The following is a 14,680-nucleotide window of genomic DNA, read 5'->3' as shown; positions in this document are numbered from 1 at the left end:
CGATAAGGTGGATGCCACTTTTCGGATGGGTTGCGCGGCAAGACTTAAGATTACAGGTCGGCGTAGAGCGGTTCGTCCGCAATCAAAATGCGCTCCAACACCCGCGGATAATCGCCATAATTACGTACCGCATAGTGGACAGCGGCGCGATTGTCCCAGAAGGCCACCGATCCCTTGTCCCACGAAAAGCGGACCTGATATTCGGGATTTTTGTAGTGATCGAGGACGATATCGAGCAGTTCCTGACTTTCCGACAGCTCCAGACGTAGAATCTGCGGGTGCTGGCTGAAGTTTACCCACAGGATCTTCTCGCCCGTCTCACGATGGGTGCGAACGATCGGATGGGCGACCACCGGATAGTCATGGCCCGCTCGGGCCAGAGCGCTGCGGAAATCATGAGTGACTAGCTTGCCTTCCAGGCGCGCCTTGATGTCGTCCGGCAGGCTGCGATAGGCCAGGCCGGCATCAACCCAGATCGTGTCACCACCACGTTCCGGCAGATCGACCGCGCGCAGCACCGCGCCCCAGGTCGGCACCAGACGCCAGCTCGTATCGGTATGGTAGGCGTCGCGCAAGGCCTTGGCCGTCACATCGGCAAGATAGGTTTTCGAGTCCTCAGCGCTGATCTGGTGGATCGAGGTGATCTTGGCATCATGTTTTGTGCTCGGATGGGTATAGAGCGGACCAAAGCGGCCTGCGAAGGCGGCGTGCTGATCGTGATCAAGCGTCTGATCCCGGAAGAACACGACCTTATATTGCAGCACGGCAGCGCGGATGTCATCGCGGATAGCGTCGCTGATGGGCTGGCTCAGATCGATGCCATGGATTTCGGCGCCGATGGTCGGTTGCAAGGGCCGGATATCTAACTGGCCGGCAGGAACGTCGGTCTTACGCAAGGCAGATTGGGTCATAGTCGTTTCCTTTTTATGCAGGGGTTGAGATCAATAACGCAGGGACGCACGGGTATAGTAGAAGCCGCCGATCAGCCCGTAGGGCGAGAACGAGCCGTAAAGGCCAGAGCCTTGGTAGAGCACGGAGGCGGGGCGTTCTTTCGGGTAGACATTGAAGAGGTTGTTGGCGCCGACCGACAGGGTCAGGCGGCTGTTGACAGCGTAGCTGATGTCCAGATCGGTGATCCAGGCAGACGGGTAGTGCTGATCGGCCGTGGCGACCGGGCCGGATTCGGTATATTCGCCATAACGCACCGCTTTCAGATTGGTCTTGAAGTCGCCGAGCGACCAGTCGACGCCCAGGATCACCTTGTCCTTGGGCGAGGAGACCAGCAGGTCCTGCTGCGCCTGACGACCGAAGAGAACGTAATTGGCGCCCAGCGTCACCAGTTCCGGAGGATTATCGATGACGTGCAGGATCTTCGACTGATTGCTGCTGTACGCCGCCGTGCCACGGAACGTGCCGAGGTTTTCCGTCTTCCAGGTGTACTCACCGACCACATCGATGCCGCGCGTATAGGTGTCGATCGCGTTGGTGAAATACTGCGCCGATGCGAGGTCGTTGAAGCCCTGGCTGGCGAGAATGGCCTGAACCGCAGCGCCCTTGAGCTGCTCGGTCTTGACGATGCGATCGTCGATCTCGATCTGGTAGCTGTCGATGGTCAGGCGCGCATTGCCGCGCTCGAAGGTGGCGCCGAAGGTATAGCTGAGCGATTTTTCGGGCTTGAGCGGTTCGGCCCCCAGCAGGACGGCTTGCGGTGAATTGACCGGCAGGAACTTCGACTGGAAGGTTTCGATCTGGCCCTGAGCGTTAAGGGAGCTTGTGTTCTGCGTCGTTGAAAACCCTGTCTGGGCAAGGGACGGGGCGCGGAAACCGGAATTAATGCCGCCGCGCAGGGCAATGCCCGGCAAGATTTCATAGCGCGTCGAAAACTTGCCGCTGACCGTATCACCAGCGCTGTCGTCATAGTGTTCGGCCCGCACGGCAAGGCCTGCGTACCAGTTCTTGAGGATGTCGGCGCCGATATCGGCATAGGCGGCCACATTGTTGCGCGACAACTTTGCGGCGTCATCGGGCGTGGTACCTGTAAAGGAGACCAGGCCGGCCGGCGGAATCTTGCCGCCGTTGAGAATGCCAAACGGCGTGCCGTCTTTGGGGATTATATATCCACCATTGCGATAGGAATCCGGCTCACCGGCCTTGTTCTCAAACTGCTCCCAGCGGTGTTCGAGACCAAGCGCCACTTGCAGCGGCCCACTCAGACCGACATTGAAGCCGCGGTCGATGTCGAGATTGTTGACCCACAGGCTGGAAATCTGCGTGCCCAGATAAAATTCGGTGGGGCTGACCGGGCCAAGCGATGGATTGAGCGTGCCCTCGGCGTCAAGCCGGACATGGTCCTGGCCCAGGCTGGAAGAGGCATCCCAGTTCCAGCCCCAGGTTTCTCCCCGGAAACCGGCCGACACCTGGAAGTCGTTTTCCTCAATGCGGCGGAAGGCCTGGAAACCGTCCGGATAGATGTCCGGCAGGGACGCGACATTGTTCGGCGCATAGCCGCCGCGCGCGTCCTTGATCGAGCGGAAACTATAGGTGCCGTAGGTATAGAAGGTCAGATCTTCATGGATCGGCAGTTCAGAATTGAGCGCCGCATTGAAGATAACGTCACGGTTGGAACGGCCGTAACCGTGCTGGAGAATATGGTTGTGCGTCGCTTCGCGCGGATCGGCCGAGCCATTGGCCAATACGGGATAGATATTGCCCGTGACCGGAATGGCGCGATAGGCCGGCGTATGGTATTTTGCCTCGCCCGACAGGCGCACAAAACCGCCCTTGTCGCCGACCGGTGTGGCATAGCTCAGGGCTTGCTGGAAGAGGATACCGCCACCGTCGAAGGTCTGGCCAAGAGTTGTGTCGTAACTGCCACCTTCGGGCACCTTGTCGAGAATGATGTTGAGCACCCCGGAAATGGCGTCCGAACCATACTGGGCGGCCGCGCCATCACGCAGCACTTCGATGTGGCCGATGGCATTGGTCGGAATCAGGTCGATATCGACCGGGGTCGACCCGCCCGAGACCCGCGACAGATTGTTGATCAGGCTCGTGGTATGGCGACGCTTGCCATTGACCAGTACCAGCAGATAATCGCCGCTTAAGCCGCGGATAGCGATGGGGCGCACGCTGGCCGAGGTGCCGCCACCGCCTTGGGCTGGCTGGCTGAACGAGGGAATGAGCGAGCCCAGCACGTCCTTCAAACCGGTAGCGCCGGTTGCCCTTAACTGGGCAGAGCCCAGCACGTCGATCGGCACGGGGCTATCCGCCACGGTGCGGGCACGCGCACTTCTGGCGCCGGTTACCACCACCTCGGTGACGATCTCTGCATCGGCGCTGACCGTCGCCGGATCGGGGACTGCCACAGCGTCTGCGACAGGCTCAGTGGCATGGGCCTGCACCGCAACGAGCGAGGCGGTCACCATAAGGGCGGACTTGAACAACGAAAGGCGAGATGTCAGCGAGAACATGAGGGCTCCAAAGGTGAAAGAATGCGGCCCTGTTATGGTGGGGATGTGTTTTTCTAGATCCCGCCGGCCTTATATAACACTCAATTAAGAGGATTTAATTGTGGGTCGCAAATGAATTGACACATTGTGTCTATGACAATTGCTAATAGGTTCAGCAAAACTAACGGTAGAGATCAGCCGGGCCGCAATACCCTGCCGCATAAAGAAAAACCTCCGTCCTGCGAGCGCAGAACGGAGGTTCGGTATCCGGCGATTAAAGGCGTGATCAGCCGGCGAGCGCCGTGCCCCGTTCAAGGCGGCGAGCCACCTTTTCACGCGTCAGAGGGAGGAGTTCGCGGCCATAGTCGATGGCGTCGGCCAAGGGGTCGAACCCGCGGATGAGGAAGTGATCAACGCCCAGTTCATAATAGTCGAGCAAGGCGTCAGATACCTGCTCCGGCGTGCCGACCAGGCCGGTCGAATTGCCTTGCGCACCGGTGAGCGCGGCAACGCCCGTCCACAGGCGTCCGTCACGGCGATTGGCCGCCGCGGTCTCCAGAAGGCGCTTAGCGCCGACATTGGCCGGATTGTGCCCGCTGATCGGCAGGCCGGCGGCCAGACGCGCCTCCTTGACCTGTTCGACGATATCATCGGCCTTGCGCCAGGCGGCTTCCTCCGTATCGGCGATGACGGGACGCAAGGACAGCGAGAAGCCGAGGCCGCTGCGGCCGTGCTTGGCCGCCGAATTACGAACGCGGCCGATGATTTCGCGCGTTTGCTCCAGGGTTTCACCCCAGGTGGCGTAGACGTCAGCGTGCTTGCCGGCCACCTCGATCGCTTCTTCAGAAGAGCCGCCGAAGAAGACCGGCACGTTCTTCGGCTTGATGGCAGCAAAGCCGCCCTTTACGTTGTAGAACCTGCCGTCGTGGTCGAACGGTTTCAGCGCCGTCCATTCCTGCTTCAAAACATCGAGATATTCATCGGTGCGGGCATAGCGCTGCGGTTTGACCGTATGGTCACCATCGCGCGCCATTTCCTCATCGGCGCCGCCGGTGATGATGTGGACGGCAACTCGTCCATTGCTCAAGCCGTCAAGCGTCGCCAGTTGGCGGGCGGCCAGGGTCGGCTGGGTAAAACCCGGACGGTGCGCGACCAGGAAGCCGAGCTTGGTGGTGATGGCCGCCGCATGGGCCGCCACAATCTGGCTTTCCGGTGAGTTGGAGCCGAACGGGATCAGGACACGATCGAAGCCGCCAGCTTCCTGCGCCCGTGCCGCCGCATCGACATAGTTGCGGTCCAGTACAAGATTGGCGCCGGTCAAAAGACCGCTGGTTTCCGAGGCATTGTTGAAACCGATATAGCCGATAAATTTGACACTCATGATGACATCTCCTTGATTAAATGACGTAAAAACCGTGTGTGGCGTCGCGCACCAGTTGATCGACCAGCCCGTATTCCCAGTCGAGATAGGCCTGCATGGCGGCCGCCTTGTTTTGCGTGCCCTCATAGGGGCGGCGGTAACGGCCTTCCGGACCACGGGGGAGCGGTGCGCCATCTGGGCCAGTTTCCAGGTGGCTATCAAAGCCGCCGTCCAGCACGTAAACCTCCCAGCCCATCTGGGCGAGCCAGGAGGCGCTCATATCGGCGCGCGGGCCAATGTTATCGGCCAAGACGATGCGGGCGCCGCGCACCGGGGCGTAGTGGTCGGTTTCCTGCACAAGCTGCCCGCCGGCGACGTGGCTAAAGCCGGCGATATGGCCGGCGTCGAACTCCGCCTTCTGTCGGACATCGAAACGATAGAGCGTGCGCGACCTATCCTGTTCGAGCAGGTGCAGATCGTCGATCGTCAGGCGCTTGACGCCGGCGCGATAGGCGACATTGCGCGCGCGGGTCAGGGCGTCGGTATCAACTGAACCTTCCGCTTGTCGTGTCTGACCGTGATCGAGCGTCTGGCCGGCCAGGGTCCAGCCGATGGTGCCATTACGCAACGCCACGACCTTATTGGGCAAACCGGCATTGATCAGGGACTGCGTACCGATGATCGAGCGTGTGCGACCGGCGCAATTAACGATGATGGTGGTCTGCGGATCAGGCGCCAGCCCCCCCGCGCGCAGCACCAGTTCAGCGCCAGGCACGCTGATACCGGTGGGGATCGACATGGTGGTGTATTCATCGAACCGGCGGGCATCGAGGATGACCACATCGGCGCGGGCATCGAGCAAAGCCTTAACCTCCGGCGATGTCAGGGACGGCGTATGACGACGATGCTCGACCAGTTCGCCAAACGCCTTGGCATAGGAATTGACGTCCTCGAACAGTTCGTAACCCGCCTCGCGCCACCCCTGCAGACCGCCTTTAAGCCCCCTCACCTGCCCGTAGCCAAGGTCCTCAAAGGCACGGGCGGCCTCCTCGGCGAGACCTTCGCCATTGTCATAAACCACGAGCAAGACATCAAGGCGCGGCAGACGCCAATGCGCTTCGGCGGCGATGCGGCGCAGCGGGATCTGCGCGGCGAACAGAGGATGGCCAAGGGCGAACTCGGCTTCTTCACGCACATCGATCAGGGCGATTTCCTCGCCCCGGATGAGGGCGGAACGGACGGCTTGCGGGGTGATGACGATCATGATCTCGAACGGTCCCATAGATTGGGCAAATGGCTATTTGCGTAGCCGGAAATAAAGGGTTTGGGTGTGCCATCGTGAGCATAGGTCGCGCGCTTAACCGCACCGATATTGGCACCATAGACATGGATGCTGACCGAAACGCCCTGGGCGCCATTGCTGACGCGGTGAATGTCGCCGATCGACGGGCTAACCGCTTCAACCTCGCCGGCGTGGAGCGCGCCCTCGCCGGTGCAAAACAGGGCGCCCTCCTCGCGGACATAGGATTCAACCAACTCGGCGCCGCGCAGCACGCCAACCAATCCCCATACCGTGTGGTCGTGAACCGGCGTCGATTGCCCGGGGCCCCACACGAAGCTGACGACCGAAAAGCGCTCTGCGGAGTCACAGTGCAGGAGATATTGCTGGTAGCGCTCAGGACTCGGTCGCGCAAAGGCCTCAGGTAGCCAGTCATCCGTGGCGATCAAGTTTTTCAGCAGGACCCGACCACCCGCGAGGATGGCGGCCTCGTCATGACCCTGATCGATCAGATCGGCCAGATCGCTGACGAAAGCGCGTAGCCGGGCGATATTGGCAGGTGTCTCTATGGCCGTGTGCACCGTCATGGCTATTCCGCCGCCACGGCGGTTAGCCCCAGCCGATCTGCGACTGCCTGACGGAACAGGGGCAGCAGGTTTCGTCCGTAGTCGATGGCATCTTCGAGCGGATCGAAACCACGGAACAGGAACTTGGTAATGCCGAGGTCGTAATAATCGAGCAAGGCTTCAACCACCTGTTCCGGTGTGCCCACCAGAGAGGTCGAGTTACCTTGCGCGCCCGTCAGCTCGGCGATTTCGGTCCATAACCGTTTGTCGCGCACCTTGCCGCCGCCTGCCGTTTCCAGCAGGCGTCTGGTGCCTTCCGATTCGTTCTTGGCGCGGCGGAAGAAGGTCGGCGTATCCTTTTCCTTCAGGGCGCGGGCGTCTTCCAGTATGCGGGCGGCGCGCGCCCACGCTTCGTCTTCGGTGCGTCCCAGGATAGGTCGCAGCGACAAGGAGAAGCTGATCTGGCCTTCGCGGCCGTGACGGCGGGCGCTGGCGCGCACCTTGTCGAGCGTTTCGCGCACGCCCTCCAGCGTCTCGCCGAACAGGGCATAGACGTCGGCATACTGCCCGGCGACGTCTATGGCGGCCTGCGAAGCCCCGCCGAAGAAGACAGGAATATGCGGTTGTTGCAGGGGCTTCACCGCCGAAAAATTATCGACAATTTTATAGTGCGCACCGTCATGGCTGAAGGGGCCTGCGCTCGTCCATGTCTTCTTCAGGATGTCGATATATTCGGCTGAGCGGGCATAACGCGCGTCCTTGGTCAGGAAGTCGCCATCGCGCGCCTGCTCAGCGTCAGAACCACCCGTGATGATGTGGACCGCCAGACGGCCATCAGCGAAATTCTCCAGAGTCGCCAACGAACGTGCCGCCAGGGTCGGGGCGATGAAACCAGGGCGGTGCGCCAGCAGGAATTTCAGCCTTGTGGTTTTCGCCGCGGCATAGGCGGCAACCTGTGCACCGTCGGGGGCGGCGGAATGATAGCCGATCAGCACGCGGTCGAAGCCACCATTTTCATGGGCCAGAGCGTGAGTCTCGACATAGGTCTTATCGATGACCGGACCGGATGCGGCGTGGGTTTCGGAGGCATACTGGGTTGATATCAGGCCGAGAATTTCGAGCTGATCTGTGGTGGGAAGGGTCATGAAGCGTACCTTTTAAAAAGGATCAGACGGAGAAAAGGGAATATTGGGTTTGTCATCAAAGACGACGGTGAGATCATCATCTTCAGAGATGTGGCCGGTGCCGAGACAGCCGAGCAGCTTTTCCCGCAAGGCAACCGTCAGGGCGAGGCGCTCACCGCGCGGCGTATCGATACGCTCCTCAGCGACGATGCGGCCCTTATCGAGTACCAGAATACGGTCGCTGAGCGCGATGGCCTCGTCGACATCGTGCGTAACCAGCATCACAGTCGGCTTGTGGATGCGCCACAGCTTCAACACCAACTCATGCACGCGCAGCCGGGTCAGGGCGTCGAGGGCTGCAAAAGGCTCGTCCATCAGCAACAATTGCGGATCGCGCACCAAAGCCCGCGCGAGAGCTGTGCGCTGGGCTTCACCCCCGGAAAGCGTCAGGGGCCAGGCGTCCAGACGGTGTCCGAGCCCAACCTCGCGCAGGGCCTGCTCGGCGCGCTTGCGGATATCCTTGCCCTTCAAACCCAGCGCGACATTCTCCCAGACGCGCTTCCACGGCAGCAGGCGGGCGTCCTGAAAGACGACGGCGCGCGCCGCCGGAATGGAGACGTCCTGACCCGAGGTACCGTCAAGCCCGGCCAGCGTGCGAAGGAGCGTCGTCTTGCCGCTACCCGAACGACCGAGCAGTGAAACCAATTCACCTGGCGCGAGGTCAAGATCGAGCCCATCGATAATGGCATTGTCACCAAACCGGCGCGTGAAGCCGCGCAGACGGACGGACGGTTTCGTGCCGTAGGCTTCAGTGTCAGAACGATAGACCGGCTCTGTAAGGCCGAAGCGGTTGTGCGAGAGGATGGCGTTCATGACAGGCTCCGGCACTAGGCGGTAATGAAATTGGGACGCCAGGACAGGGCGCGATTTTCAACGAGACGCACAAGCGCATCGGCCGCCAGACCAAGCGCCGCATAGACCAGAAGGCAGACGACGATGATGTCGGTGCGCATATAGTCTCGGGCATTGTTGATCAGGTAGCCAAGGCCGGCGGTGGCGTTGATCTGCTCAGCAATCACCAGCATCAGGATGGAGATGGACAAAGCGTAGCGCAGGCCAGTAAAAAGCGCCGGCAAAGCGCCTGGCAACACGACGTCGACGATAATCTGCCACCGGTTAAGGCCAAAGCTGCGGGCGGCATCGATCAGTCTGACGTCGATGCCACGAATGCCGCTATAGAGATTGAGATAGACCGGAAACAGCGTAGCGAAGGCGATCAGGGCGATCTTGGGCGTCTCACCGATGCCGAACCAGACGATAAACAACGGCGTCAGGGCGACGACTGGAATGGTGCGCTTAATCTGCATCAGCGGATCAATAGCCGCCTCGCCCGGTCGGGACAGGCCAGCGGTCAGGCCGAGCACGACGCCGATGGCGACACCGATGGCCAGCCCAAGCGCGGCGCGTCCGAGCGACACCAGAAGATTAATGGGGAGTTCGCCGGACGTCGTCATGCCCACCAGCGTCTCCAGCACGGTCGACGGCGCGGCCAATGTGCGTTCAGGAATAAGACCCGTGCGCGAGCCGGCCTCCCACAGCAACAACAGCACGACCGGGGACAGCCAGTGTGCCTGGCTCAGGTGCTTTAAGGTACGATGCAGGCTTTGACTCATTGCGGGATCATCCATGATGGGTGGGGTCCTGCAATTAAGACGTCAATTTCCTACATATACAATTGAGATTTAATAGCCCCACCTATAAGAAAAACTCATGCGGCCTGACATGAAATCCTTACGCAGATGAGTTTAGTTTTGATAATGCCATGAGCGAAGCAAATAGGTTTGCGCCTTAATACAAAATATAAAATATAGGGCTTCAACCTCTGGAGTCTCCATGCCCGTCAATCTGCCCACCAACCTGCTGCGCAGTTTCGTCGCTATCGTCGATACCGGCTCGATGCTGAACGCTTCCGAGCAGGTCTATGTTACGCAGTCAGCGCTCAGCCTCCAGATCAAACGGCTGGAAGAGTTGGTGCAACAGGCGCTTTTCGTGCGCGATGGCCGCAAGCTGACCCTGACTGGACCGGGCAATGTCCTGCTCGATTATTCCCGTCGCGTCTTGAACCTGCACGATGAGGCGGTGGCGGCGGTCAGCACCCATCAGTTTGCGGGCCCGGTGCGTATCGGCATGGTGCAGGATTTCGCCGACACCTTGCTGACGGGCCTGCTCTCGACCTTCTCCGCCCTGCATCCTGAGGCACAGATCTTCGCGCGGGTGGCGGGCACGGCCGAACTGCAAACCCTGCTGGAACGCCGGCATCTCGATGTCATTCTGGGTTTTTCAGGGAGCAATGATCCGGGCGCCATCGTCACGGCACCTATGCAGTGGTACGGCGCTCACGACCTGACGCGTAAAGCCGTACTGCCACTAGCTGTGATCGAGCAGCCTTGCCGGTTCCGCGAAGCGGCCATCCGTACCCTCGAACATGCTGACATTCCATACCGCATCGCGGTTGAGACGCCCAACCTGTCTACCCTCAAAGCCGCCGTTCAGGCCGGCCTGGCGGTCACGGCGCGCACCCATCTGTTCCTCCGCGACCTCGACGCCATCGAGAGCAACACTCTGCCCGCCCTGCCCCAGGTCGCTTGCGTGGTTGAAACCCACGATGCGCTCACAGCCGCCGCCGAGCGCCTGGCCGAACTGACACGCCGCCTGATCCGCGACCTATAAAGATTTCTCAATCGGGCGATGACCTTTCTCATTATATTCGTATGGACCCTCCTGATACCGTGAGCCCTCACCGATAGGAGCGCTCACCATGGCCACCGAAAGCCTCACCCAACAGTTTGAAGCCCTTCACGCCGAGCGCGAGCGCACCTGGGCGCCTGAGCAACTGCAGAAGAACATCGGCCAGCGCGCCGCCTTGATCGAGGCTTACAAGGCTTCGACCCACATTCAGCCAGGTGACGACCTGCCGCACTTTACCCTTAAGGATGTCGAAGGCGGCGAGATCACCTCACGCAACCTGCCGGCGGCGGGTGCGGTTTTCATCTTCTTCCGCTTTGCCGGTTGTCCCGCCTGCAATATCGCCCTGCCCTATTATCAGCGCACGCTGTGGCCAGAGCTTAAAGCGCAAGGCATTGCCCTGATCGCCATAAGCCCGCAAGTGCCGGAAGGCCTGATCGAGATCAAAAGGCGACATGATCTCGGATTTACGGTCGCGTCTGATACCGACAATCGCTTCGGCAAGGCGCTCGGTATTACCTTCGAGCCCGTCGATGTACCCGCCGCGCCGCCCGCGGGCTGGATCGGCGAAGTTATCGGCACCCAGACATGGACCCTGCCGCAGCCGACGGTGATTATCGCCGATGGCGACGGACGTGTTCGCTTTGTCGAGGTTAGCCCCGACTGGCTGAAACGGACCGAAGCGGGCGCCGTTCTGGAAGCCCTTTTAACACACGCCTGATCATCCCACCTCCACATCCGAGACCGACATGACACAATCCAACACGAGACAAATCAAGCTGGGCGCCATCCTGGAAGGCGTTGGCATGACACCAGCCGTCTGGCGCCATCCTGACGTTCCCGGCGACGCCAGCGTCAATATCAACTGGTATATCGATAACGCCCGACTGGCGGAGGCGGCGAAGTTCGACTTCGTGTTTATTGTCGACAGCCCCTACATCACGCCCGACTCAGCGCCCCACTTCCTCAATCGCCTGGAACCGCTGACGCTTTTGTCAGCTGTCGCGGTCTCCACACAAAAGATTGGCCTTGTCGCCACCCTGACGACTTCCTACTGGGAGCCCTATAATGTGGCCCGCCAGTTCGGTTCACTGGACCTCATCAGCGGGGGACGAGCCGGCTGGAATGTCGTCACGACGGGCCTTGAAGGCGCCTCGCGCAACTATGGCCGTGAAGAGCATTTTGATCATTCGGTGCGGTATGCCCGCGCCGGCGAATTTGTCAGCGTGGTGCAGGGGCTGTGGGATAGTTACGAGGACGATGCCTTTCCGCGTGATAAGGACACTGGCGTTTTTCTCGACAAGACGAAGCAACATACACTCAATCACAAGGGCGAGTTCTTTTCCGTCGCCGGGCCGCTGGCGCTGACGCGTTCACCGCAGGGGCAGCCCGTGATCTTTCAGGCCGGCGACAGCCATGCCGGCCGCGACCTTGGCGCGCTGATCGCCGACGCCACCTTTACCACAGGCGAGACGATCGAGGACGCAAAGGCCTACTACGCCGATCTTAAGACCAGAGCTACAGCGCTTGGTCGCAATCCCGACGAAATCATCGTCACCCCCGGCATCGACCCGATCATCGCCGATACAGATGAAGCCGCCCACGCGATCGCCCAGTCACGCCGCCAGGGGTTGGATATCGAAAAGGCCCTGGTGCAGGTGGGCCGCGCCTTCAATTACCACGATTTTCGCCAATACCCGCTCGATGGCCCCTTCCCTGATACCAGCGGTCTGACCCTGAACAGCTACAAGGGCCACGCCGAGCGGATCATCCGGATCGCCAAGGACGAGAACCTCAGCCTAAGGCAGGTGGCCCAGCGCTTTGGCGTCTGGCAGACCGGATTTATCGGATCACCCGAAACCGTTGCGGATCAGCTCGAGCACTGGTTCACTGAACGCGCCGCCGATGGCTTTATCCTCAGAGTGACGACGCCAGAGTCATTTGCGGCCTTCCGCGAGAAAGTTGTTCCGATTCTGCAGGCACGCGGCCTTTTCCGGCAGGATTACACCGAGAAGACCTTGCGGGGTCATCTTGGCCTGCCAGTTCCTGAAAATCGCTATACTGTTCAACGGCGCGAGGAGGATGCTGCCGTCGGCCAGGGGGCAAGGTTGGTATCAAAGGCGCTTGAAGGTCAGGTGGCGTAAGCTTTTTTGGTCCGGCGGGGGGTAAGCCGGTGCTGACGCTGGGCCAGCTTTTCAGGTCGTTCATTGGCCGTAAGATAATCGATTCCCAAAGGCTATTTGAAGGCACGGCACGGCCACATGACGCAGCTGGAAAATACCTTGCGTTGGAACTGGCGCGTTGGGCATGTCACCATCTGGGGCAAACGCGCTAGGCAGCACTATGCCATCGGAGATGACAGTGACCAGGCGCGTGTGGTCCGGCGTCGGCATCGTGGTTATTTCGCCGATCGGCTATTTCCTTTATCGGCAGTCCCTCGACCTGTCGGCCTTGCTGGGCATAACGCTCATACTGGCGGGCACCTTGGTGATTAAGCTGTTTTCCAAATCCGTCGCCTAGGCTGAGCGACGTCGTCTCAGGTCAGACAGGACGCATCGGCAATCACGACAGAGGTTCGGTCCGCCAGGGCCGCCAGCGCGGCCGCCTGGTTAACCTTCGCCGGCACGATCACCCCTGTTAAAGAATCTGGGAGATCGCGGCTGGCTGTCGCAGCCGCCACAATGGTTGTACGTAGTCCGTGGTCTTCTGCGCTCCGCGCTGTTGCGGTGACGCAATTGTGCGTCATAAAGCCAGCGAGGATAAGCTCCTTGCGGCCGGTGGCGCGCAGCACCTCGGCCAGATTGGTGCCCCCAAAAGCGCTGGAATTGCGTTTTCCAATGACGATCTCACCGGGTTGAGGCGCCAGGTCTGGTATAAAGTCGGCCAGGGGGGATCCTGGCGTAAACAGGGGCCGCTCAGGCGCGGACAGTTGTTGAATATGAATAACAGGTGCCCCGGCGGCACGGGCCCGGCGCAAAAGCTCTGCCGCCGCCCCTACCGCCTCTGTCATACCCTCAAGCGCCAGGCGGCCCGATACATACTCATTTTGAGCGTCAATCAAGACGATCACGGAATCAGATAAGGCCGGCGGCGTGAGATTGGCGCCAACAATATGAAAAATGGTCTCAGCCACACGTCCCTCCAGGGGTAGAAGCTAGAGGGCCCGTATTGAGCCCCCTTTCAGGTGAGGCTACTTCGCCTTGGTGACCTCGATAAACCAGTCGCGCCCAGATCCGATGTGATGTGCGGCGGCGTAATTACCTTGGTTAAGCGCAACCGCGACGTTGAGCAGACTGTTGATATAGACGAGCGGCTCACCGACTGGCACTTCGCCAAAGGTGTTTTGATAAGGTGCCGTCAGATCATCGACCAGTTGGTCGCCATGGAAGAACCGAACACGCACCTTGTCACCGATCTTGATGTTCAGCTTATCGAACAGGTCCCTCGAAATATCGCTCCAGACATTGCCGTACTGAACATCAAGGACAGGTATCAAACCCGTGATCTTGTCGCCCGCTATCGCATCGGATACGAATTCGGCTTTTTTGTAAGGCAAGCGTACCAACTTGTCCGGCGACACAACCGGCCCGACCTGCTCGAAGCTGATGACACCGGCCGCCAGGCGTGCGCCGGTATAACCAAAGACGTCGCGTCCGTAGAATGTGTGCGATTTGCCCGAACCCGGCAGGCGGTTGGTGGCCTCGTCGATGACACGCACTTCGGCAATCCCTTCCTGCTCGGCAATCAAGGTCACCAAACCATTGTCGGGCGCGACGAAATAGTGGCCGACCTTGGTTTTCAGAACGATCGATAACCGGGCCGTTCCCACGCCGGGGTCAATGACCGTCACAAACACGGTCCCCTTCGGCCAGTAGGGCGCGACCTGATAGAGGCGATAGGCGCCTTCGAAGATGTCGCTCGGATTGAGATGGCTTAAGTCGGAAATCAGCAGCTTTTGCGATACGCCATAGGCCACGCCCTTGACCTCTGAGACTGCGCCGTCCTGATTGCCGAAATCCGTATAGAGTACCAAAGGCGCTGTGGGACGGACCGCAGGGACGGGTTTGGCATAGGCTTCGGGACAAAGACCGATCAGGCCAGCGGCCAAGGTGGCGGTCACCAGCCAGGTTTTCCAAATGGTCATGTTCTTCTCCGGA

General features: G+C 60.2%; 14 protein-coding genes. 4 read left to right on the top strand and 10 right to left on the bottom strand.

Annotation, left to right across the window (positions count from 1 at the left end; all coding sequences use genetic code 11):
- Window positions 1-50: 50 nt before the first annotated feature.
- From B060_RS0115420 to B060_RS0115385, 8 genes are all read right to left on the bottom strand, one after another.
- Entirely contained in the window at window positions 51-911 is an 861-nt protein-coding gene (locus B060_RS0115420; protein ID WP_018082697.1) for a TauD/TfdA dioxygenase family protein, read from the bottom strand.
- A gap of 30 nt (window positions 912-941) precedes the next feature.
- Window positions 942-3,470, bottom strand: a complete 2,529-nt coding sequence (locus tag B060_RS0115415; protein WP_018082696.1) for a TonB-dependent receptor plug domain-containing protein — start codon at window positions 3,468-3,470, stop codon at window positions 942-944.
- 265 nt (window positions 3,471-3,735) lie between these two features.
- Window positions 3,736-4,830, bottom strand: coding sequence for an LLM class flavin-dependent oxidoreductase (locus B060_RS0115410; RefSeq protein ID WP_018082695.1), 1,095 nt, complete (start codon window positions 4,828-4,830; stop codon window positions 3,736-3,738).
- Window positions 4,831-4,846: 16 nt separating this feature from the next.
- Window positions 4,847-6,091: a rhodanese-like domain-containing protein gene (locus B060_RS0115405; protein ID WP_018082694.1), complete on the bottom strand. Its 1,245-nt coding sequence runs from the start codon at window positions 6,089-6,091 to the stop codon at window positions 4,847-4,849.
- Window positions 6,070-6,675, bottom strand: coding sequence for a cysteine dioxygenase family protein (locus B060_RS0115400; protein WP_018082693.1), 606 nt, complete (start codon window positions 6,673-6,675; stop codon window positions 6,070-6,072). Before B060_RS0115400 ends, B060_RS0115405 begins: the two co-directional genes overlap by 22 nt.
- A 2-nt stretch (window positions 6,676-6,677) precedes the next feature.
- A complete protein-coding gene (locus B060_RS0115395; RefSeq protein ID WP_018082692.1) occupies window positions 6,678-7,799 on the bottom strand; it encodes an LLM class flavin-dependent oxidoreductase in 1,122 nt (373 codons plus the stop codon).
- 12 nt (window positions 7,800-7,811) lie between these two features.
- Window positions 7,812-8,651: an ABC transporter ATP-binding protein gene (locus B060_RS0115390; RefSeq protein WP_018082691.1), complete on the bottom strand. Its 840-nt coding sequence runs from the start codon at window positions 8,649-8,651 to the stop codon at window positions 7,812-7,814.
- 14 nt (window positions 8,652-8,665) lie between these two features.
- Window positions 8,666-9,466: an ABC transporter permease gene (locus B060_RS0115385; protein ID WP_018082690.1), complete on the bottom strand. Its 801-nt coding sequence runs from the start codon at window positions 9,464-9,466 to the stop codon at window positions 8,666-8,668.
- A 205-nt stretch (window positions 9,467-9,671) separates the two neighbouring features.
- On the opposite strand from B060_RS0115385, the gene B060_RS0115380 reads away from it, so the two are divergent.
- The 4 genes from B060_RS0115380 (at window position 9,672) to B060_RS27265 (ending at window position 13,043) form a co-directional block, all read left to right on the top strand.
- The gene (locus tag B060_RS0115380) at window positions 9,672-10,508 is read left to right on the top strand and encodes a LysR substrate-binding domain-containing protein (RefSeq protein ID WP_018082689.1); all 837 of its coding nucleotides are present in this window, start codon (window positions 9,672-9,674) and stop codon (window positions 10,506-10,508) included.
- A gap of 88 nt (window positions 10,509-10,596) precedes the next feature.
- Window positions 10,597-11,244 (top strand): peroxiredoxin-like family protein, encoded by a 648-nt coding sequence (locus B060_RS0115375; protein ID WP_018082688.1) that lies wholly within the window; start codon window positions 10,597-10,599, stop codon window positions 11,242-11,244.
- A gap of 28 nt (window positions 11,245-11,272) precedes the next feature.
- A complete protein-coding gene (locus B060_RS0115370; RefSeq protein WP_018082687.1) occupies window positions 11,273-12,667 on the top strand; it encodes an LLM class flavin-dependent oxidoreductase in 1,395 nt (464 codons plus the stop codon).
- Window positions 12,668-12,878: 211 nt separating this feature from the next.
- Window positions 12,879-13,043, top strand: a complete 165-nt coding sequence (locus tag B060_RS27265; protein WP_018082686.1) for an SMR family transporter — start codon at window positions 12,879-12,881, stop codon at window positions 13,041-13,043.
- Window positions 13,044-13,059: 16 nt separating this feature from the next.
- Here the strand turns inward: B060_RS27265 and B060_RS0115360 are convergent, their stop codons facing one another.
- Window positions 13,060-13,656 (bottom strand): cysteine hydrolase family protein, encoded by a 597-nt coding sequence (locus B060_RS0115360; RefSeq protein WP_018082685.1) that lies wholly within the window; start codon window positions 13,654-13,656, stop codon window positions 13,060-13,062.
- Between the two features lie 57 nt (window positions 13,657-13,713).
- Window positions 13,714-14,667 (bottom strand): SAM hydrolase/SAM-dependent halogenase family protein, encoded by a 954-nt coding sequence (locus B060_RS0115355; RefSeq protein ID WP_018082684.1) that lies wholly within the window; start codon window positions 14,665-14,667, stop codon window positions 13,714-13,716.
- Window positions 14,668-14,680: the final 13 nt, after the last annotated feature.

Origin of the sequence: Asticcacaulis benevestitus DSM 16100 = ATCC BAA-896 (assembly GCF_000376105.1) — a bacterium.
GTDB lineage: Bacteria > Pseudomonadota > Alphaproteobacteria > Caulobacterales > Caulobacteraceae > Asticcacaulis > Asticcacaulis benevestitus.
The sequence above is the reverse complement of the archived record's forward strand: the minus strand, read 5'-3'. Positions and strand labels throughout refer to the sequence as shown.